19 protein-coding genes are annotated in these 20,750 nt (G+C 36.2%); 3 read left to right on the forward strand and 16 right to left on the reverse strand.

Annotated features, from left to right (window positions below):
• Window positions 1-2 precede the first annotated feature (2 nt).
• Entirely contained in the window at window positions 3-152 is a 150-nt protein-coding gene (locus tag GM552_RS02385; protein ID WP_155565110.1) for a hypothetical protein, read from the reverse strand.
• A gap of 56 nt (window positions 153-208) precedes the next feature.
• Here GM552_RS02385 and GM552_RS02390 point away from each other — a divergent pair, with 56 nt between their 5' ends.
• Window positions 209-532, forward strand: coding sequence for a multidrug efflux SMR transporter (locus tag GM552_RS02390; RefSeq protein WP_110438663.1), 324 nt, complete (start codon window positions 209-211; stop codon window positions 530-532).
• Window positions 533-591: 59 nt separating this feature from the next.
• On the opposite strand, the gene GM552_RS02395 is transcribed toward GM552_RS02390, so the two are convergent.
• The 5 genes from GM552_RS02395 to GM552_RS02415 all read right to left on the reverse strand — a co-directional run bounded on the left by GM552_RS02395 (window position 592) and on the right by GM552_RS02415 (window position 5,761).
• Complete coding sequence (locus GM552_RS02395) at window positions 592-1,587, reverse strand: aldo/keto reductase (protein ID WP_122123250.1); 996 nt, start codon at window positions 1,585-1,587, stop codon at window positions 592-594.
• A 197-nt stretch (window positions 1,588-1,784) separates the two neighbouring features.
• Window positions 1,785-2,867, reverse strand: coding sequence for an AI-2E family transporter (locus tag GM552_RS02400; RefSeq protein WP_155565111.1), 1,083 nt, complete (start codon window positions 2,865-2,867; stop codon window positions 1,785-1,787).
• 90 nt (window positions 2,868-2,957) lie between these two features.
• Entirely contained in the window at window positions 2,958-3,767 is an 810-nt protein-coding gene (locus GM552_RS02405) for an ABC transporter ATP-binding protein (RefSeq protein WP_155565112.1), read from the reverse strand.
• A gap of 10 nt (window positions 3,768-3,777) precedes the next feature.
• Window positions 3,778-4,890, reverse strand: a complete 1,113-nt coding sequence (locus tag GM552_RS02410; RefSeq protein ID WP_155565113.1) for a glycosyltransferase 61 family protein — start codon at window positions 4,888-4,890, stop codon at window positions 3,778-3,780.
• 43 nt (window positions 4,891-4,933) lie between these two features.
• Complete coding sequence (locus GM552_RS02415) at window positions 4,934-5,761, reverse strand: ABC transporter permease (protein WP_155565114.1); 828 nt, start codon at window positions 5,759-5,761, stop codon at window positions 4,934-4,936.
• A 310-nt stretch (window positions 5,762-6,071) separates the two neighbouring features.
• On the opposite strand from GM552_RS02415, the gene GM552_RS02420 reads away from it, so the two are divergent.
• Entirely contained in the window at window positions 6,072-7,604 is a 1,533-nt protein-coding gene (locus tag GM552_RS02420) for a lytic transglycosylase domain-containing protein (protein WP_230882732.1), read from the forward strand.
• 161 nt (window positions 7,605-7,765) lie between these two features.
• On the opposite strand, the gene GM552_RS02425 is transcribed toward GM552_RS02420, so the two are convergent.
• The 8 genes from GM552_RS02425 to GM552_RS02460 form a co-directional block, all read right to left on the reverse strand.
• The gene (locus GM552_RS02425; RefSeq protein WP_155565115.1) at window positions 7,766-7,999 is read right to left on the reverse strand and encodes a hypothetical protein; all 234 of its coding nucleotides are present in this window, start codon (window positions 7,997-7,999) and stop codon (window positions 7,766-7,768) included.
• A 268-nt stretch (window positions 8,000-8,267) separates the two neighbouring features.
• A complete protein-coding gene (locus GM552_RS02430) occupies window positions 8,268-8,498 on the reverse strand; it encodes a hypothetical protein (RefSeq protein WP_155565116.1) in 231 nt (76 codons plus the stop codon).
• Between the two features lie 299 nt (window positions 8,499-8,797).
• The gene (nfsB, locus tag GM552_RS02435) at window positions 8,798-9,454 is read right to left on the reverse strand and encodes an oxygen-insensitive NAD(P)H nitroreductase (protein WP_155565117.1); all 657 of its coding nucleotides are present in this window, start codon (window positions 9,452-9,454) and stop codon (window positions 8,798-8,800) included.
• 496 nt (window positions 9,455-9,950) lie between these two features.
• Window positions 9,951-10,202, reverse strand: coding sequence for a hypothetical protein (locus GM552_RS02440; protein ID WP_110438671.1), 252 nt, complete (start codon window positions 10,200-10,202; stop codon window positions 9,951-9,953).
• A 140-nt stretch (window positions 10,203-10,342) separates the two neighbouring features.
• The gene (locus GM552_RS02445; RefSeq protein ID WP_155565118.1) at window positions 10,343-11,047 is read right to left on the reverse strand and encodes an SDR family oxidoreductase; all 705 of its coding nucleotides are present in this window, start codon (window positions 11,045-11,047) and stop codon (window positions 10,343-10,345) included.
• A gap of 10 nt (window positions 11,048-11,057) precedes the next feature.
• Window positions 11,058-12,536 (reverse strand): amidophosphoribosyltransferase, encoded by a 1,479-nt coding sequence (gene purF, locus GM552_RS02450; RefSeq protein WP_155565119.1) that lies wholly within the window; start codon window positions 12,534-12,536, stop codon window positions 11,058-11,060.
• A 57-nt stretch (window positions 12,537-12,593) separates the two neighbouring features.
• A complete protein-coding gene (locus GM552_RS02455; RefSeq protein WP_196424839.1) occupies window positions 12,594-13,259 on the reverse strand; it encodes a CvpA family protein in 666 nt (221 codons plus the stop codon).
• Between the two features lie 202 nt (window positions 13,260-13,461).
• The gene (locus tag GM552_RS02460; RefSeq protein ID WP_155565121.1) at window positions 13,462-15,195 is read right to left on the reverse strand and encodes a Na/Pi cotransporter family protein; all 1,734 of its coding nucleotides are present in this window, start codon (window positions 15,193-15,195) and stop codon (window positions 13,462-13,464) included.
• Window positions 15,196-15,534: 339 nt separating this feature from the next.
• Here GM552_RS02460 and GM552_RS02465 point away from each other — a divergent pair, with 339 nt between their 5' ends.
• Complete coding sequence (locus GM552_RS02465; protein WP_122123259.1) at window positions 15,535-15,744, forward strand: hypothetical protein; 210 nt, start codon at window positions 15,535-15,537, stop codon at window positions 15,742-15,744.
• Between the two features lie 255 nt (window positions 15,745-15,999).
• Here GM552_RS02465 and GM552_RS02470 read toward each other — a convergent pair whose 3' ends face one another.
• Together GM552_RS02470 and metH are read right to left on the reverse strand one after the other, a co-directional pair.
• Complete coding sequence (locus GM552_RS02470; RefSeq protein WP_155565122.1) at window positions 16,000-17,157, reverse strand: polysaccharide pyruvyl transferase family protein; 1,158 nt, start codon at window positions 17,155-17,157, stop codon at window positions 16,000-16,002.
• Window positions 17,158-17,246: 89 nt separating this feature from the next.
• Entirely contained in the window at window positions 17,247-20,744 is a 3,498-nt protein-coding gene (gene metH, locus GM552_RS02475; RefSeq protein ID WP_155565123.1) for a methionine synthase, read from the reverse strand.
• Window positions 20,745-20,750: the final 6 nt, after the last annotated feature.

A 20,750-nucleotide genomic window follows, 5' to 3' on the forward strand; every position in this document is an offset into this window, starting at 1 on the left:
TATTAAAATTGATTGAATTCATTTGTATCTTGGGAAATTCGTTCTTCAACTGTTTTTTTGGTTTTTAATGTGGAGCCGATAATTTTCAATATAAATAAAATCAACAGGCCAATGATAATGTCAATAATAATCATAGTGCCAAAAATACCCATAATCTTCCTCCTTTAAAAATTCTAATTCATTATATGTTGAAATGGTTTGATTGTTAATGCCTTATTTATATTTAACAATGGCTATCTGTATTGAAATTATTGCGACAAGCAGTTTAAAAGCATCAAATGGTTTTACAAATTTGGGATTTACGATTGTTTCCCTGATAGGATATGCCATATCATTTTATTCATTATCGATTGCATTAAGGATCATCCCTGTTGGAATAGCCTATGCAATTTGGTCTGGGGTGGGAACAGTAGGAATTTGCATGATTGGATGGGTGATTTACCAACAAAAATTAACTATGACTTCAATTATGGGAATATTATTTATAATTATAGGAGTTTTGATTATTAATTTAGGACAAAATTCTCATTAGGAATTAATTGGAAGCGTTGATCCCATTTAATGATTATAGAATAAACGCCCCAATTTATTTTATCGGCTTGGTGGAGCCATAAAAGAAGGTTCTATATTTTTCTTAATATGTTTGGCAAGAATTTCATCAAGTTTTTTATAGTCCTCTTTTGTCAATTGCCAGCCCAAGGCATCTTGAACACCATTTATCTGTTGGGGTTTTCTGGCTCCCCAAAGTGCAATATTGCCTTTATAACGATCAATGACCCAGCGAACAGCCAAGGCTAGCAAACTTTTATTGTAGTTTTTTTGTGCATATTCTTCCAAATCTCTAGTCGCTGCCAAATAATGTTCGAAAAGGGGTGGTTGAAATTTAGGATCAGATTTTCTCAAATCATCCCCCGTGAATTTAGTGTCTTTGTTCATTTTTCCACTTAACAAGCCACGGCAAATTGAACCGTAACAAAGGGTGGCTAATTTATGTTTTTCTGCGCAAGGAAGAATATCATTCTCGATACTTCTTTCGAACATGTTATATGGAGGTTGAATAGCGGCCAAATCGGCATATTGGCTGAATTCTTCAATTTGTTTGGTTGAAAAATTGCTGACACCGATTGCTTTGATCTTGCCCTCTTTTCTCAATTTTTCCATAGCCTGTGCCGTTTCCTTAATCGGGGTTTTATCATCTGGCCAATGAATTTGATAAAGGTCAATATAGTCTGTATTCAGTCTGCGTAAAGAATCCTCAATTTCTTTTTGAATACGTTTTGGGCTGGAATCTCTAAACATTTTACCAGAATTATCCCAATTTAATCCGACTTTAGTGGCCAATACAATATTATCTCTTTTCCCTTTTAAGGCTTTACCTACGACTTCTTCTGCATGGCCAAAACCATAAACTGGCGCTGTATCAATCATATTGATACCATTGTCTAGTGCTGCATGAATGGTTTTGATAGCATTGTCGTCATCGGGTCCTCCCCATGATGATCCGCCGATTGCCCATGTTCCTAGAGCAATTCGAACGATTGTTTTATCAATATTGTGGATTTTGATTGTGTCATGTTGATTAGTCATGATCCCTCCTTATAAGACTTAAATATTAATATCAATAATAAGTTTATCATGATTTATATTTTGCGCGTAATTATTATTTAAATATTAGTAGTAAAGATATTAATATTTAATTTTTCATTAATCCATATAAATGAATATTTAGTAATAATAGTAGTAAATAAAATTTTTATTTGTGTTTCTACAGTTTTATTATTGAATCATTCAATGGGGGGCAGTTCTTCATCTGATTTCAGTTTCGGAGTACTGGCATCCATAATGGCTAGTATTGCAGCTGTCAGAGGTGAAGCAAGGATCAGTCCTGGCATGCCTAAAATTGTACCAAAAACAGTTTGAGATAAGATAGTGACAGCAGGAGGCATTTTTACAGTATGTTTTTGGATAAGAGGTGATAAGACATTTCCTTCTAAAAACTGGATGATACAATATAAGATTATGACTAATATACCTTCTTTATTCCCTTGAGAAAAACCAATCAAAACAGCAGGAACAGCCCCTATGATTGCTCCAATATAAGGGATAAAATTCGCCATGCCGGCAACAAAACCCAATGCAAGGGCCAGGGGTACCCCAATAATGCTTAAACCAATGAAAGAGCAAATCCCGACGACTAGCATGTCCAGAGATTGTCCAGCTGTCCAGGACCATAAGGCATGTCCGCCAACCATTAATAACTTACGGATTTTTGGACGTTGACGACCTGGGAAAAGACGGAGTAGGCCATTACCGTATAAATTTGGTGAGGCAGCAAAATATAAACCCGCTATGAATACAACAAATATGGTGCCAAGAACCCCAAATACAGATGTAATGAAACCGGTCATTGAACCTGCAATTCTAGAGCCAAGGGTAAAATGAGCATTACTATTATTAGAACCCCCGCCAATAGAATTGGGAAGATAATTCATAATCATGTCTCCCAAGGGATTATTATGCAAACGATCCCTGAAAGTCCCGACTTGAGTTCCAAGAGCATGTTTTAATTTGATAATTTGTTCATTAATCTGCGGTCCGCTGGTTAGGATGACTGCACTAATAATGCCAACAATTAAAATTAAAACTATGGTCAGAGCTAGCCAGTGGGGAAGATGTGTATGTTTGCGAACGATCGTTGCAAGTCCCTTCAGAATTATGGCGGTTAGTGTTGCCGCAAAAATAATCATCATCAAATCGCCAATAAGCCAGATTGCTATAACCCCTACGGTCAGCAAGATGACAATTTGAAGAAGAGAATAGAGCTGTTCCTGTTGGGTTGGTTGTTCTGAATTAGAATTAGGAGACATTTTATTATATATTTATAATATTATGAATATGATCCATCATGCGATGATTGTTGTGATAATTCAATAGTTAAATAATATCATGTTGAGTTTTTAGAAAGAATTTTCACGCATGCTTTGTTCATAATGGCTGACTGTCTCTTCCACTGATCCGTCAGCGTATATTTCTCCAGCCTTTAGCCATATTACACGGGTACACCATTGCCTGATGATTGGCATGGAATGTGTTGTTAAAACAACAATTTCTGCCTTATTGATTATATTTTCCAATCGTTGTCTTGCCTTACCCTGAAAATTGTTATCTCCAGCCATGAACCATTCATCCATTAGCAAAATATCTGGGGTTACAGATGTTGCCAGACCAAAGCTTAATCGCATCATCATACCTGCAGAATATGTCTTGATTGGCAAATCAAGAAATTCATGCAATTGTGCGAATTCCTCAACATCTTTTTCCAGGGCTTTGATCTGCTCATTATTGTATTTAAGACGTTTACCCCTTAAATAAATATTTTCTCTACCAGAGAGAATACGGTTCATGCCTGCATTTGTATCCAATAAAGATTCTATTATACCGTTAGTAATGATTTTTCCAGAATTGGGTTCGTATATTCCAGTGATTGCACGAAGCAGGGTTGATTTTCCTGCCCCGTTGTGGCCGATCAATCCAACACGCTCTCCCGCTTTTATTGATAGATTGATATTTCGCAATGCTTGAACTGTTATACGGTTAGCATTGTCAACCAGAATATCAGCACCTGTTTTCTGGTTTAAGGATTGTTGTTTAGAGATGAACTTTCCTGCCTTAGCAAATAATGTTTTTTTTAAGGAACGATGATTGCTATGATAAAGAGGGAATTGTAATGAAAGTTCCTCTAATTTTATAAAACTTGATTGAGTCATTGATTGGATTTTATAACGCTCTTACATTACGAACAGTTTTTTTTAAAAATTCTATATTGATATTATCTTTTAGCATGTCAATAAAGCAGTAGTTGATATTGTTTGTGGAGGCTATTAAAAAAGGCCAGCATGATATGCTGGATTTATTTTTGTTAAAAGAGGTCAATTCCAATAAGGTTGTGTCTTTTTGACAGAAATATAGATTAATCAGTTCAGGACAATGTGGGGCTATGATAAATTCAGCCTGTGAAAAAAGTGCGATTTGTGATTCCCAGTCCATATTCTCTAAATGGATAATGGGTAAATTCAATTCATTACAAGTCTGGGTCAAGATTGATTGAAAATGATCAGAAAAACAGGGTTGATTTTTCTGGTTCGTTGCAATCAAGAAATTTGTGGGAAGGTCATTTTTATATCGGGAATTTTTGTTAATGAAATTGAAGATTCTTCTAGTGTCATGAAAATTGAAATAATCGTAAGGATAATGACTGTTTGGATGGAATAATGCTAGTTTTTTCGCTTTATATATACCGTCCTTCAAAAATATTGTACGAGAGTTTAGCTTAGCTTTTTCTAATGTGTTATCATATAATTCACGAGATATTAAATTACCAATGAATATATTATTGTTTCTATATTCAGGAATGGCAATTTTCATTGTTGTAGGTGTATATAAATTTGCCAGATAAGATTTTGACAGACAATATCCCATCCAGTGGTCGTATTGCATCCATTTGGGATCAAAAGCGAGAAAAATTTCTTCTAATAATTGTGCATCATTCAAATCAATCTTTATTTGATCTAAAGACTGATTTTTACAAAAATGAAGAGTTTCATCAATTAATTGTAAATCATTTGTTATAACTACACCATCGAATCCCTCTTGAACAATAAAATAAGCATTTTCAAGAATTGATAAAAAAAGATTTCCTTCAGGGATATAAGTTAGAATATCATTTAAATTGTTATTGTGCGGATCAATCTCAAATCCTAAATCATTTAAATTTTGCCCTTCGTAAGCCGGGATCAAGGGATGACGCAAACGTTTTGAATGATTAACTGAGCTTTTCAATACGCCAGGCGGGCGAAAAGTAAAAATAGAACAATTTTCCTTAATATTCATGGTTCAATCGCTTTGTATATCTTATAAATAAATAGTTTAAATTTTATATCCAAAAAGCCAGCCTTGTTCTCGACCGTATAAACATTATCCAAGCAAGTTCCCATAATACCAAACTATAAGCTAAAGCACTTAGATAAACAGAAATGGTAGGGATTTCTCCCAGAATAGGTCCCTTAATAATCTGCATCGTGCTGTATATTGGATTAAGCAAAAGTAATGATTGAAAATTATGAATCTGAGATGGCATCCACATGATCGGGGTAATATAATATACGATTTGTATCAGACTGTTGATTATTTGTGGAATGTCCCGAAAACGTGCACAAATACTTCCCAGCAAAATACTGATGGCGAGACTATTGATAATCCAAATAATAAATCCTGGTATGGATAATAAAATAATCGTTCCAGGCCATTTATGATAATAAATAAATACAAGAAAAGGAGTAATGCAGTTTAAAAAGGTAATCAGGAAATTCCTGATAACGGTACGGATTGCTTGCAAGAAGAAGGGAAGTTTTAATGAGTGGATGAAAGTATCTGTTTGTAGAAAACATTGACATGCATCAACAATCATACTGGCAATACCATTTTGCCAAAAAATTAGGGAAAAAGAAAGATAAGGTAGGTAGGTTTCCGTATGGATTTTAAACAGGGAACCGTAAATGAGACCAATTGCCAACATCATCGTCGCTGATGAGAATGTCATCCATATAGGCCCTAAAAGGGAACCCTTATAACGTAATTTGATATCTAGCCATGCCATTGAATAAGCCAGTTTCCACAATTTTAAACTTTCTTTGATATCGATCCAACATTGTAAATGTCGATAATAAAAATTCTGATTACTGGTTCGTATTTGCGTGGACATTTTAAAGATTAGACATCAATTCTTGTTGAAATAAAATAATTAGTCATGGTTTATCACAAAGAATAAAATATACACAAATCATTCTTCAAAAAATGACGGGGATTTTTTATTCTTATACTTTTAATAATAAGTTTTCTTACTCTATTGTAAAGAAATGCTTTATAATGTACACCTTAGATAGAATTCTTAAAGTGTTTATCTGATTCGTACAAGTCTTTGCAATCCGAACAGCTTCGTAAGATAACACTGAAAAAAAATGGATTTATTTGGAAATAAATTCTTTATGGAATGTAGATAAGGGTAAGGTATAATGAAGCGATCAGAAGATTTTACAGGATCTGGCGGAAAACTCAAATCTGGTTCAATGAAGTTTATTATTTCCAGACAAAACGAAAAACAACTTCATGATAAATCTCTTTATTTATCCCTGGTTCGTTTTGGTGTGCTCGGATGTATTGTTGGAATGTTGGCTGCATGTACAAACAATGCACCCCGTCAGCAACAAATACCTATTGCTCAGGAAGTTGCGCATTATAAAGCGAATGCCCGTTCTTACTATACTCCACCAGGGCCTCCAGAGGATCCATGGGGGCCATATATTCAGGAGGCATCTGCTCGGTTTGATGTGCCGGAAATATGGATTCGGGCAGTTATGCAGCAGGAGTCTGGTGGAAGTTTATATCATAATGGGCAACTGGTAACTTCTGGTCCCGGTGCGATGGGGTTGATGCAGTTAATGCCCCCAACATATGATGAAATGAAAATTGCTTATAATCTAGGGGATGATGCTTATGATCCTCATGATAATATCATGGCTGGAACGGCATATATTCGTCAAATGTATGATATTTATGGCTCTCCAGGTTTTTTGGCTGCATATAATGGGGGGCCTGGCAGATTGGATGATTTCTTAACACATAATCGTACATTACCTTTGGAAACCCGACGGTATGTTGCCTCAATTGGCCCTCAAATTCAGGGTATAAAACCAAACCGACAATCGCAAGCTGATTTGATGGTAGAGGGTCATGAAAATGGTATGGGTGTCAATGCAGTTCAATATGCTACGGCAACGCAACCCGGATTTCAAAGAATGGCATTGTCGCCTCAAGCTCAAGCAGTGCAGAATGCATGGCAAAATCGCCAGACAACAGAAACGCTTAATCAGGCCAGTCTTAATGGGACAAGCTCTGCAACAACTGATAGTTTGAACAGGCAAAGTTTACAAGGGGCAGGCTCAGCAGCGATACAAGTTGCTATGACATCACCACTGCCTTCACAGCCTGCTGTATCAACCTATCCAGTTAAATGGAAGAATTTTGACACTCATCCAGTTGCTTCTTCAACTGCACCATCAGTCGTTACGCGTCAAGATGTTAAATCAGCATGGCTGGCTAGGGGATATCAATCAACCCAGGCACCAGCAATGCAATCGCGTCCAATGCCTGTTCAGGTTGCATCAGCTCCGGCAGCTTTGCCATCAAGATCAGAACGGAAACAATATTATAGACCCATTTCCTACCAATTTCCAGCTGCAGAGGCTTCTGTAAATTATAATCGTAAAAGAGGTATGAATTTAACTAAAAAAGAAAATATGTCGTCATTATCAGGAAACTGGGGAATTCAGGTCGGAGCTTTTGCTTCATCAAGTCAGGCGAAAAATGCTATTGGTATTGCAAAAAATCGAGCTTCTCTTTTTTCAGGTAAACAACAGGTACAAGTCGTTCAAAAAGGTAAAAGCAAGATATATCGCGCTAGGGTGACAGGGTTAAGTCTAAATGCCGCCCAGATGGCCTGTAAAAAACTAACTGCTTGCATCATGGTAAAACCATCCAATAGTTAATGATTCTAAAATTTAATTCATTAGCTAATATTAAAAGCGTGCCAAATAATTATATGTTTAGTTCGCTTTTATTAAAAATTAAATTTTGAATACCTGCAATTTGGGTTCAGTTATTGTCCGAAAATATTGAAGGTCTGTTGCAATCTTCCGGTTCAACTGTTCTACTGCAATTCATGATCAGTATGGATTATGCATAATTGTTCTTTCAATTGCAATGGCATCAGCTTGGATATATAACTAACAGCAATAGTTGTAATGTCCGCCTGTTGTTTTATTTCTTTTTCAAAAAGAAATCTGAAAATATGGTTCGGAGGGGTTCTACAGATCAAGGTCAAGATTGCAGATGAAACGTGAATAACAGCAAAGCCTGGTTTTTCCAATCCCTTACAGAACAAGATGGATTTTTCCCGATTTTATCCGCTTTTGATTTAATCAGTATCGGAAATTTGCCCAAAAAGGAATGTTGGTAGAAATCTCTTTCTTGCGACTTAAAAAATCTCTAAAGGGAAACTCATGTGGTTAAATGAGTTTTTTTATATTAATCTGATCTGAGATTAGATAGTGGAGAAAGAAAATCATGTAGTAATATTCATTAACCATATGAATTTCAATGTCATCCAAACTGATTATTTTTTCGTTTCTATTAATTAATAAAATCCAGATTTAGTTTTTTGAATGCCCTTGATAGTCGTTACCGTTGGCACAGGAGAAATCATAAAAAATGGCTGAAGGAAAAGTGGTTTTCCAGCCATATGGGTCAGAGGGAAGAATAGGATGCATATCTTTGATTACGGGTTTTTCATGGAATATGAGTTGAAACTTTTCAACCGGCATAGGCCAGTTGAATGGCGACTGACATTGATGATTAACGTTGTATATAGAAATCAAGTTCATTTTTAGCTTGTTTTGCTTTTTCAGGCCATAATTCGACACAATGAGGAGAAGTTTGTCTTTTAAGTGAAACAGCTGTTGCCTTGATAATTAAAAAACCAGTTCCAGATTTAATATACTGCCAATATGAACAAGATACCAATCTGTTTTTTTCAACATCGGCACTATATTGGCATAATGAGGGTATGATAATACGGTTTTCCAGAGATAGGAAACCGATCGTTTATGGTACAAAAAAGTGAATCAATAATCTATTACTATTATTACACAATATTGTAATCGTTAAAAATCAGTTATCCTGATTAACAGAATGTAAAGAGTTCCTCTTTGGGGAAACGTGATTTAGGTTGTTTGGCGTTATAATCAGTTTCATCATGATAACCCAAAGTAATGACAAGAATACTTGTAAACCCTTTTTCTTTTAGGTGGAATTCTTTGTCTATAATATCTGCATCAAATCCTTCAATGGGACTGGCATCTATATTTGCTAACGAGGCACCTAGTAATAAGTTTCCAAGAGCAATATAACCTTGTTTTGCTGTCCAATTGGGAAGATCCTTTAGAATTTTTTTATGCAGATTCATATATCCGATGTAAAGATTGATAAATTCTTCCTTGTTTAAATTTGGGTTATGACGGCCATCCTTAATTTCTTGTTCAATAATTTTGCGAATATAGGCTTCATCCATATCTGTTTTTGAACAAATAACAATTGTATGTGAAGCACGGTCAACCTTGTGTTTATTATAAAGGAATTCTTCCCTTACCATTGATGAGGCAACGCGCTTAATACCATTTTCCGTGGAAGCGACAATGAAGTGATAAGGTTGTGAATTAATTGAAGTAGGTGTGTAGCGTAAAAGGTCAACTAACTGATTTATAATATGATCAGGAATTTTTTTTGTTGGATCATATCTTTTAGCGGTAAAGCGACGGAGTGCAAGTTTTTCGATATCCATGATTATCCTTACGTTAATAATTCATAATAAAATTATATACATGTAAAAAATGTATAATAAATTAATATATGTCCATAATCGTAAAATGAATGCAAACAGAGATCAACCTTAAAATGGTCGGTTTATATTACGATTATTATAAAAGTGATAAAGAATTATATAGTTACAGCCCGTATAATGATAGATATACATGCAATTCAATTTTTTAATTATTAATTAATTTACAACTTTAGGCTTGTATTGAGTGTTTCATGAAATGTTTTATTAATATATAAATTTGCACCAAAAAAATTAATTTATCAATTTAAACATGTCATTTTTTAAAGTGTATTTTTTCAAATTTTTTGTGTTCATTTATGAGATTCAACAACATTTTAATTCTTCATAGTAAATAGATGAATAACTTGAAGATTAGGCAGTGTATTTAGATAGGATTTTACGGTTATTTTGTACAGTGGTATTATCTCAAAATATTTTATTAAATTTTAATAAGATATCAGTCAAAAAGGTTTTGACATTTTATTTTACTAAACAGAATTGATAGCGTAATAATCAGCAAGGTAAATAAATTTATCGAGGTTAGAGAGGAAAGATGCGATAATTTTATAGGAATGGGGCCTGTAGTAACAGATTGAGGTCCATAGGTTAAAAGTGTAAGGGCATAAAAATCAATAGTGAGAATATAAATTGTCCAAGCAATAATACTGCTAAACAAGATACCATAAATGATACGGTTAAATTTTAACATGCTCCTTCCTCCTTTCACAGAATACGGTTTTTACATTCGTAATATTCCATTATTTCAAGTAGATTTACCATTATATTGAAAATTATAAAAAAAATCAATTTAATAAAGTGGTTATATCAATTAATTTTGATTTATTAACGTTATGGATTTTGTTTTTTTAGTAAAAAAGCAAGAATTATTTTTGCCGTTTTTTCTGGCGAATTAAGTTTATCTTTATCTTCCGCAGGAAAAAAGGATTGTCTCAATAAGGTTTTGGTTGGCGGAGGGGTAATGGTTTGAACATGAACTGTAGAGATATCCTTTATTTCTTCTTTCCAACAATTTATAAGATTTTGAATAGCTGCCTGAACAGAGGTGACTGATCCCCAAAATGCACCGGGTTTCGTTATCCCCTGAAGAAAAAGAGCTTGAGAATTTGGTGTGGCGCATAACAAGGGGGACAAAGTTCGAACAAGTTTCATACAGCTTGTAAGATTGATGGAAATATTTTTTGACCAGTCTTGATCCGTTATTTGGTCAACAGGTGTAAGTGGCGTGTAATGAAAGGCTGCATGAATGAAAATATCAAGTCGATGGAATTGCTGGGCAATGGAAGGGCCAATATTATCAATTGTTGTATCGAATGGATTTTTGGGTTGCAAATCAAATGGAAATAAGGTGGCCTTACCACCTTTTTGGCGGATTATATTATCTGTCTGTATTAATCCTCCCTGCGTTCTTGCGCTGAGAACGCAGTGTGCACCAGCCTTGGCCAATGCTATGGCACAAGCCTGACCTATGCCACGACTTGCACCAGTAATGAAAGCCACCTTTTTTTTAAAAGGGAGATTAACTAAGGATGACATGACAGTTTCATTATTTATTTTGTGTTAGGTTCATGTCATGATCTGTAAGTTGAATAGGATAGTCTCCTGTAAAACATGCATCACAATATTGCGGCTTTTCGTTATTTCTTTCCTTTTCTTCCAGAGCTTTGTATAATCCATTGCATGAAATGAATCCCAGTGAATCTGCCCCAATCAATTTGCACATTTCATCAATATCATGTGTGTGTGCCAGTAGTTTTTCTTTTGATGGAGTATCAATTCCGTAATAACAGGAAAACCGTGTGGGGGGAGAGGCAATACGCAGATGAACTTCGGCTGCTCCTGCAGCTCTGACCATTTCAACGATTTTTTTGGATGTTGTTCCACGGACGATGGAATCATCAATTAAAATGACGCGTTTGTCTTTTAAGATTGAACCGTTTGTGGAGTGTTTGAGTTTTACTCCAAGATTACGGATTTGATCAGTCGGTTCAATAAAAGTCCTTCCTATATAATGACTACGGATTATGCCTAACTCAAATGGAATATTGCTGGCTTTTGCATAGCCGAGCGCAGCAGGCACACCGGAATCGGGAACAGGAACAACAATATCTGCCTCAACGGGATTTTCAAGCGCGAGTTCGGCTCCAATTTTTTGACGTGCTATATATACGGATTTATTTTCAATAATGGAATCGGGACGGGCAAAATAAACATATTCGAAAATGCAAAAGCGATGAGAAATATTATGAAAAGGTTTAATGGAACAGATACCCTCATCATTAATGATGATGACTTCACCAGGCTCGATATCACGGACAAATTCCGCGCCCATGCTGGAAAGTGCACAGGTTTCACTGGCAACAACCCAGCATTCTTTTTCCTTATTCTGGTTGAGTTTGCCGAGTATCAGGGGACGAACACCTAACGGATCACGAGCGGCAATTAACATATCCTTGGAAAGGGCCACCAGAGAATATGCACCCTGAACCTGTTTTAAGGCATCAATAAAGCGGTCAATAACATTGCTGTACAGGGAAATGGCAATCAAATGGATAAAGACTTCGCTGTCTGTACTGGATTGAAATAGGCATCCTCTGCGTACCAGGGATTGTCTAAGGAGTTGTGCATTGGTAAGATTTCCATTATGGGCAACAGCAAATCCACCAAATTCAAAATCACCATATAAAGGTTGTACATTACGAAGTTGCGTGGCACCTGTTGTAGCATAGCGATTGTGACCAATCGCAATTCCACCTGGTAATTTGGCGATAACCTGGGGATCGGCAAATACTTCACCGACCAGCCCCAAACCACGATGAATATGAAAATTTCCATCGTAAGTAACAATACCTGTCGCTTCCTGACCTCTATGTTGTAAGGCATGTAATCCCAATGCAGTCAATGATGCGGCATCCTGTGTTGTCCAGACGCCTACCACGCCACATTCCTCATGAAATTTATCATCTTCATGATCTGGGGATGTATGTATTGTTGAATAGGATATTGATTCGCTAGATTTATTCATCGCAATTCCGAAAATAAATGAATAGATAAGGGTTTTATGAGTTAAAAATGGCCATGTTTATTGTGAGGGAGCAATTGAGGAATACCCCCCCTCTGGTTGAACAGCAGAAGGCTCATCATTATGCGATTGATCTGTCGAAGAGGATTGATGAGATATTCCATTATGTAATCCAGTTCCGTCAGGTATTGATACTCTTGGTGTCTTTGTTTGGGGGACAACAACATCCCGTTGCATTGAGCTTGGGAGAAGATTATTAATCAGGACAGCTCCCTGATATATATAGGGAACCATTTGACTTTCTTGAAGAGGTTCAGGCCATTGTGCGGCAGGAAAAATTATTCCGCCAATCAGATAGAGAATGGCCAACCCTGCATATCCCTTAACCCCACCACATATTGCACCAAGCAACCTGTCCAGACGACCCAAAAGGGAGATTCGTGCAGAATTTTGACCGACAACGGCATTTGCCAGCGCATTAATGACAATACAGGTCAAGGCAAATATAACAATAAAGGAGGCAATATTTGCCAAATTTTCAGAGTTTACGTAAGGCGATAGCTTGGGGGCAAGATCGGGATACCAGCGATTGGCCAAGCTGGCTGCGATAACCCATCCAAATAGACCTATACATTCACGAGTAAACCCTCGCGTAAGACCGGATAAGGCACCAAGGATAATTACACCAAGACAAACAAGATCAATCCAGTTCATAGAATTAAGCACTTGATTAACTTATTCCCTTTAATAAGATTATAAAGCGGTATTAGTAAATAAACAATTCATTTACCGCAATGGGTAAATAAAAAATATTTTTATAATTTTTAATTACAAAAAACAAATAACTGTAAATTGTTTGATAGTCATCGATCTCATTCATGAAGATGGTTGAACTATATCATAAATAGAAATTATTTTTCAGAGTTTTTCAATCACGGGTTAATATATTATCTTCACGTTGTAAAATCTTGATTGGATCATTGTCGTAATTTTCTGTATCCTCTTCAGGTTGCAGACGGCTGGGTAATAGCATTCCATTCTGATCCAGAACAGGGTAGGCGGCTGAAGCTACAACATGAGTGTTTGTACGTTTTAAATCACGGGCCAATTCAATCATGAATGAACCATACTGAATCTGGTTTTTTTTATTGTCTGTGCTTTGCCGAAGATTTTCATAATAGATAGCGATAACTTTGCTTTCAATTTCACGGAATATATCCTTCTCTTCGGCAAGTTTACGGGCAATATTCTCGTCTTCATTAATCAGCAAGGTTGCTGTTGTATGCAGATTTTTATGGATGCGTCGCATCATTTTTTGCAATGGATCCATCATGGGTTTTGGTAAAATGATTCTTTGTTTAACCATTTTCTGTACGGTTGAAAGAACATTCCTGTCCAGGACATCACCCGCATTGGCAATTTGTGTACAGAAGGTTAGGATTTTTTCCACCTGATTCAATTCATTTTGATTCAAAGCTTCGGGATCCAAACCGGTGACGTAACTTTGTATTGAGTTTGTTAATTTATCTAGCGTATTATCAAAACGTCGTGCGGCGCTGGCAATTTGAGGTGTTTGATTTTTAAAACTATCGTCAACACCATTCAGCATTTTTTCCAAAATATCACATAAACGCAATGATTCCCGGGTTGCATTGCCAAGGGCAAGAATAGGTGATTGAATGACGGATTTATCAAGATAGACCGGTTTTGAGGGATCCTGAACAGTTTCCTCTTTTGTGCGTGGAAATATTTTTTTTAGTAAATTGGCGTAGGGGGTTAGGAAAGGCAAGAATAGAAGTGCCGTTGCAATATTAAATAATGTGTGAAAATTGGCGATAGATCGGTTGATATCAGGATAGTAATATGTGAACCAATGGGTGAGTGGATGAATAAAGATAAAGACAATGGCCGCACCGATAACACGGTTTATTAAATTTCCCATAGGTAAACGTTTGGCAATCACGTTTTTTCCTGTTCCCTCTATCACGGGATTGAGAGCGGTACCGATATTGGCGCCCAAAACCATGATAAAGGCTGTTTCAGCAGGTATGACATTGTGAGAGGCGAAGGACGCTATTAGCAATACAACCGCCACGGAAGAATGCATAATCCAGGTCAGGATCATTGATAATAAAATTGTAATAAAAGGCATATCTGTAATGTTGCCCAATACTGTACGAAGCGCTGGTTGGTTGGTATAGGGATGAAGGATTACCAGAAATTGATGTAGGGAGATCAGAATCAGGCCTAATCCGATGAAGACGCGTCCAAAATCACGGATATGATTAAGACCCCGGCGAAACATGATGACGCCTATCAAAACAAAAAGGGGTGCGATACGGGACACGTCAAATGATAATAGCTGGACAATTAGGGTGGTTCCAACATTTGCCCCCAGCATAACCGCCAATGCAGAAGGTAGTCCGATTACCCCATTGGCGGCAAATCCAGTGATCATAAGTCCCGTTGCAGTTGAGGATTGCAAGATTGCAGTGATACCTGCACCTGCGATAAAAGATTGGAATCTGTTTCGTAACATGGTTGACAGGAAATGATTTAACCGTGCGCCAAACGCTCGTTGCACACCGGTTTGAACCATATGAACACCCCATAAAAGCAGGGCGACACTACCAGCAAGATCAATTACAGTAACAAAATTCAAGAAATATCCTCTTTTAAAGTTTTAAGTTATTGAAGTTAGAAGAAAAAAGTTTTTTAAATAAAAAAAGTTATAAATTAAAATTATATAAATAATTGAAAAATTCCTTGTCAAAAGGTGAATATAGCATAATTTTACGCGCTTGAAATTAAACTTTCCAATTTAATTCTCGAAACTGTCGGATTTAAATTTTGGAAATATTACTGGTATCGGTTTTCGTTAATTGGGATATTTTGATAATATATTGATTTTTTTGATATTTTTCAGGAAGAAAATTGCTTTTTCATCATTTATATCATAAATTGAAACAATTACTATTTCCATATAAAGGAGAATATAAATATGTCAGTATCGGATCATGATTATATCAATTTTTCACAAGATGATGAATTGAATTATATTTTAAAAAAATATCATAAATCTCAAACGCATGAAAATCGGGTTGAATTGAAAAAACTTGGTCAAGCCTATAAGGATGAAACAAGGTCAAAAATGCTAAAACATGTTGAGTTTTATCCTTATCTAGAAAAACACTTAGATAAATTAAGATAAACTGGGGTTGAGGATGATAAGGGATTATATGTTTTAAAAAAATTGTGGTAAGGGATTAATTTTTAAATAGTAAAAGGTGATAAAGCCATCACTATGTTATTGTTATGTAAATTATAAATTATTCTAACCTTATCACAATGTTATTGAATATAAATATAAGATTTAAATTAATTATTTATTATTGTGAATTGAATAATTGATTATATTTTTTAATAAATACCGTTTTGCTAATTTTAAATTTTATTATGGAATGATTTATAACGGAAAACTATCAATAATTTGGTTTTTGGTGTTTTCGAGTTTATCAAAATAGCTTAAATCAAGTTGTCTTAACGGAATATGATTTAAATTTTTGAATAAAACGGGGTTATAAAAATTTATTTCTGTACGATGTATGCCTGCGAAATAATCAAAGAATTTCCATTTTCCGCCATCATGCAATTTATTATCCCACAACCAAATATTTGGGATATGATAGCTGTCTGCAATTACAAGTCCATGTAAACTGCTGGATGCAATATATTTGCAGGATTTTAGCTGGTCAATAAAAACGTTAATATCAGGATCGGTGATATCAATAAAAAGAGTATTGGGTGTATTTTGTAATATTTGCTCTACCCAACTCTTTTTATATTGACTGTGATGAACAATAAGACCCCAGTCATATTTTTTTTCTTTGTTGGGGTTATATATACGGTCACATATTAATCCAGGATCCCCATAAGGTAATTTACATTTATGTGAAGTTAAGGATTCATGGGTCAATGGTCCACGTAATAAAGAAATCTTGAATAATTCAGTAGGTAATGAGGAAGGTGAAAGAGTTCCGCTCCCCCATACAGGATAAATTCTGTTTCTTGGTGTTGCCCAGTTTAAAATGCTGCCTATTCCGATTAAGTCTGTGTTTTTTAAATTGGTTCTACATATTATTTTTTTACTTAAATATCCAATAATATATAAATTTAGTTCATCACCTATATTTGTGAACTGTTTGTTGCGCCACCAATACAGATTAACAGAATTGTTCATTTTTTTGTTAATCAAAGTGTTGAATTGGTTTATATCAAATTTTATTTTATGTGCTTTTTGAAGCTTGAATTTCTTCCATTGTTTATTTTTTAGTTGTACAGTTTGAAATAATGTTTGATGATGATGTGTTGTAATGGGAATATTATAATAATAACAGTTTAATCGTCGGGAAATAAAAGAGTAATTTCCGGGAAATTGATGTTTTATAATAACATGATCAAACAGGTCTTTTTTATCATGGATGAATCCTGTTTTCATATCAGTTGTGGACAAATAAACAGGGTGGTGATTGTTTTTTTTCTGAACCATATAGAGGTGATGGTTTAGATAGCATAAAGAAGATTCTTCTTCAGTTCTGCAGATTATAAAATTTTTAAGTGACATAGTTAAAAAAGTTTTTAACCTAATTTAAATTTTGTCACCTAAATTAAATGTGAATGTTTATTGCGTCAATGAAATTCATATTTTTATTGTCATACAATAAAATATTTTGCTTTAGGATGAAAAATTACCAAAGCTGACGTTGACTGCTCTGGATGCAATTGCCATTCTTCAGATAGGGAGATTCCAATCTGCTTTGCGTCAAGAAGATTCAATATATATTTTTGATCCTCAAGATTAGGGCAAGCGGGATAGCCAAAGGAATATCTGGACCCGCGGTAATTTTGCATCAACAGCTTGTTCATATCAGGATCATCTTCACTACTGAAACCTAGCTCTGCCCTCATTCGTTGATGCGTATATTCAGCCATTGCCTCGGTTATTTCAACAGATAAACCATGCAAATATAAATAATCCTGGTAATGGTTTTCTTCAAACCAGATTCTGGCTGTGTCTGAAGCTTTTTGACCTACAGTGACAATTTGCAAGCCAATTACGTCACGAATGGGATCATTATAATCCCGGATATAGTCAGTGATGCAAATGCGTTGATTGCCAGGCTGTCTTGGAAGGGTAAATCGGCACAATTCGGTTTTCCCATCCCTATCGAAGAGGATTAGGTCCTCAGCGCTCGCAGCGGCTTTCCAGTAACCATAAACGGCTTGTGGTTGAAGGATTTTTTTCTGCTCACATTGTTGGATCAATTTATATAGGATTGGTCGTAAATTTGTTTTCGCATCTTGCAGGAATTCTTCCAGCGTTTTTCCCTGCTTTTTCATTCCCCACTGCAATTGATATAAAGAACGTTCGTTTAGGAAGGGTAAAACAGCTTTTAAACTGGTTTCTAACTTTCGCGCTCCCCAAAATGGTGGATTGAGGGGAGGTTCGTGAGAAGTCATTTTATTTCTTCGCAAGGATGATTCTTTCATGGAAAAAGGAGCTACAATGGTTTTTTCCTTTTTTTCGGGACGTTTGGGTTTTTTATTTTTGATTTTTTGGGCAGCAAGATAATTATCTAAATCACCATGGGTTAATTGTTCCATAAGTGTCAAACCATCAAAGGCATCCCTGGCATAGGCAACCATTCCGTTATTTCTTTTATAGATTTCCGCACAATCTTCTTCAACGTAGGCACGTGTTAAAGCTGCTCCTCCGAGTAGGACAGGTATGCTGAGGCCTTGTTGCGCCATTTCTTCAAGGTTTTCTTTCATGATAACAGTTGATTTGACCAATAATCCAGACATGCCGATCGCGTCAGCATTATGTTCCTTTGCTGCCTTAATCATGTCTGCTACAGGTACTTTAATGCCTAGATTGACAACCTTGAAACCGTTGTTGCTTAAAATGATATCGACAAGATTTTTGCCAATATCATGTACATCCCCTTTCACCGTTGCCAAGATCATCGTACCCTTGGTTTCATTATTTTTCTTTTCCATAAAAGGTTCAAGAAAGGATACGGCTGCCTTCATTGTTTCGGCAGATTGCAAGACAAAAGGAAGCTGCATTTTCCCAGATCCAAATAATTCACCTACCGTTTTCATGCCATTAAGTAAAAGGGAATTGATTATTTCAAGGGGGGCATAGGTTTCCATCGCCTTTTTTAAATCATCCTCCAAACCTTTGCGATTTCCATCTACAATTCGGTTACGCAATTGTTCTTCAATGGTGGTAGCGACAGCGCGAGTTGCCACTTGTGTGGCTTTACGATCGGCAAAAATTTCTAAAACTTTTTTGAGTGGGTCATAATCATCAGTTCTTCGATCAAAAATCAAATCTTCAATGACTTTAACTTCATCTTTGTCCAAAAGGTGCATGGGGCGTATTTTAGAAACATGAACAATGGCAGCTGTCATTCCCATTTTCTGGGCATGATAAAGAAAAACAGAATTCAAAACTGCTCTGGCGGCTGGATTAAGTCCGAATGATATATTGGATAATCCGAGCACAATTTGAATGTCAGGAAATTCATCGTGGATGGCTTTGATCCCTTGTAAGGTCCATAAACCCAGTTTACGGTCATCTTCTACTCCGGTGGCAATAGTAAAGGTAAGAGGGTCAATCATCAAATCGGAGTGAGGCAGGCCATATTTGTTACAGGCAAAATCAACTAATCGACGGGTTATTCGTAATTTGTCTTCAGGTGTTCGTGCCATTCCTTGTTCATCAATGGTTAATGCAACAACAGCGGCACCAAATTTACGGGCCAGTTTTAAACGATGAGCCGCTATTTCTTCACCATCCTCAAAATTGATTGAATTAATGATGGGTTTTCCACCATGAAGTTTAAGACAAGTTTCAATCACTTCCGAACTAGTAGAATCTATAACGAGAGGAACATTGATAGATGACGTGAAGCGAGGAATAATTTCCTTCATATCCTTTTTCTCATCATGACCTACAAAGGCCATACAAACATCCAGGGCATTTGATCCTTCTTTAAGTTGCTCACGACCGATTGTAACGCATCCATCCCAATCTTGTTGATCCTGTAAATCACGCCATTTCTTAGAGCCATTGGCATTACAGCGTTCCCCAATCGAAAACAGACTATTTTCCTGTCTTAAAGGTGTGGGGGTAAAAAGACTTGAAACCGAGGGAATCCATATTGAACTTCTGGGTATACAGGCTGGTCGGTCTGTGAAGCATCCCCCCAAAGCCGCTTCGTTTTTGAGCATCTGATCAAATGCAGCAATATGATTAGGATTAGTTCCACAGCAACCACCGATCATATTTATTTTCTGTTCTTTTATATATCGGGACATCCAAACGGCCATTTCTTCTGGAGAGAGTGGATAGTGCGTTTTACCGTTGACGAGTTCTGGCAATCCTGCGTTAGGTTGCATTGAAATTAAATGCGGCCAGTATTGAGATAGCCATTTGATACCCTCGGCCATTTCCCGAGGACCTGTTCCGCAATTCATTCCCATCATTTGAACATCCAACGCTTCAATGACGGTCGCTGCGGCAGCGATATCACTTCCAACAAGAAGGGTGCCTGTTGTCTCAATGGTTACTTGTACAAAGATTGGTAAAAAAATATCAGCTTCTTTTAATGCTATCTTGGTTGCGTTTACAGCAGCCTTGATTTGAAGTGGATCTTGGCATGTTTCAATTAAAAAAGCGTGAACACCTCCTTCAATCAAACCTCTACATTGCTCTGTAATAGCGTCTTCAAGTGAATCATAATCAATATTTCCCAAGGAGGGTAGTCTAGTCCCGGGTCCGATTGATCCAAGAATATATCTATTTTTTTTATCAGCAAATGAATTTGCGGCTTCATTGGCAATTTCAGCGGCACGTTTGTTGATTTCTCTTGTTTGGTCCTGAAGGTCAAATTCGGATAGGGTGATGGAAGATCCTCCGAAAGAATTTGTTTCCACCATATCTGCACCTGCTGAAAAATAGCGTTTATGAATATCCCTAATCAAATCGGGTCTAGATAAATTAAGGATTTCTGTACAGTTTTCCTTTCCCCAAAAATCTTTGTTAATATCGAGATCAAGTGCTTGAATGATAGATCCCATTCCTCCATCACATAAAAGAATCTGTTCATGAAGTTGATTCAAAAGCTGACTTTGTTTGGACATAGAAAA

The organism is Commensalibacter sp. ESL0382, assembly GCF_009725775.1.
Lineage (GTDB): Bacteria > Pseudomonadota > Alphaproteobacteria > Acetobacterales > Acetobacteraceae > Commensalibacter > Commensalibacter melissae.

What these genes read in the sequence shown, in the direction of transcription:
- GM552_RS02385 (WP_155565110.1), bottom strand. Translation starts at nt 152, where the DNA reads ATGGGTATTTTTGGCACTATGATTATTATTGACATTATCATTGGCCTG.
- GM552_RS02390 (WP_110438663.1), top strand. Translation starts at nt 209, where the DNA reads ATGCCTTATTTATATTTAACAATGGCTATCTGTATTGAAATTATTGCG.
- GM552_RS02395 (WP_122123250.1), bottom strand. Translation starts at nt 1,587, where the DNA reads ATGACTAATCAACATGACACAATCAAAATCCACAATATTGATAAAACA.
- GM552_RS02400 (WP_155565111.1), bottom strand. Translation starts at nt 2,867, where the DNA reads ATGTCTCCTAATTCTAATTCAGAACAACCAACCCAACAGGAACAGCTC.
- GM552_RS02405 (WP_155565112.1), bottom strand. Translation starts at nt 3,767, where the DNA reads ATGACTCAATCAAGTTTTATAAAATTAGAGGAACTTTCATTACAATTC.
- GM552_RS02410 (WP_155565113.1), bottom strand. Translation starts at nt 4,890, where the DNA reads ATGAATATTAAGGAAAATTGTTCTATTTTTACTTTTCGCCCGCCTGGC.
- GM552_RS02415 (WP_155565114.1), bottom strand. Translation starts at nt 5,761, where the DNA reads ATGTCCACGCAAATACGAACCAGTAATCAGAATTTTTATTATCGACAT.
- GM552_RS02420 (WP_230882732.1), top strand. Translation starts at nt 6,072, where the DNA reads ATGAAGCGATCAGAAGATTTTACAGGATCTGGCGGAAAACTCAAATCT.
- GM552_RS02430 (WP_155565116.1), bottom strand. Translation starts at nt 8,498, where the DNA reads ATGAACTTGATTTCTATATACAACGTTAATCATCAATGTCAGTCGCCA.
- nfsB (WP_155565117.1), bottom strand. Translation starts at nt 9,454, where the DNA reads ATGGATATCGAAAAACTTGCACTCCGTCGCTTTACCGCTAAAAGATAT.
- GM552_RS02440 (WP_110438671.1), bottom strand. Translation starts at nt 10,202, where the DNA reads ATGTTAAAATTTAACCGTATCATTTATGGTATCTTGTTTAGCAGTATT.
- GM552_RS02445 (WP_155565118.1), bottom strand. Translation starts at nt 11,047, where the DNA reads ATGTCATCCTTAGTTAATCTCCCTTTTAAAAAAAAGGTGGCTTTCATT.
- purF (WP_155565119.1), bottom strand. Translation starts at nt 12,536, where the DNA reads ATGAATAAATCTAGCGAATCAATATCCTATTCAACAATACATACATCC.
- GM552_RS02465 (WP_122123259.1), top strand. Translation starts at nt 15,535, where the DNA reads ATGTCAGTATCGGATCATGATTATATCAATTTTTCACAAGATGATGAA.
- GM552_RS02470 (WP_155565122.1), bottom strand. Translation starts at nt 17,157, where the DNA reads ATGTCACTTAAAAATTTTATAATCTGCAGAACTGAAGAAGAATCTTCT.
- metH (WP_155565123.1), bottom strand. Translation starts at nt 20,744, where the DNA reads ATGTCCAAACAAAGTCAGCTTTTGAATCAACTTCATGAACAGATTCTT.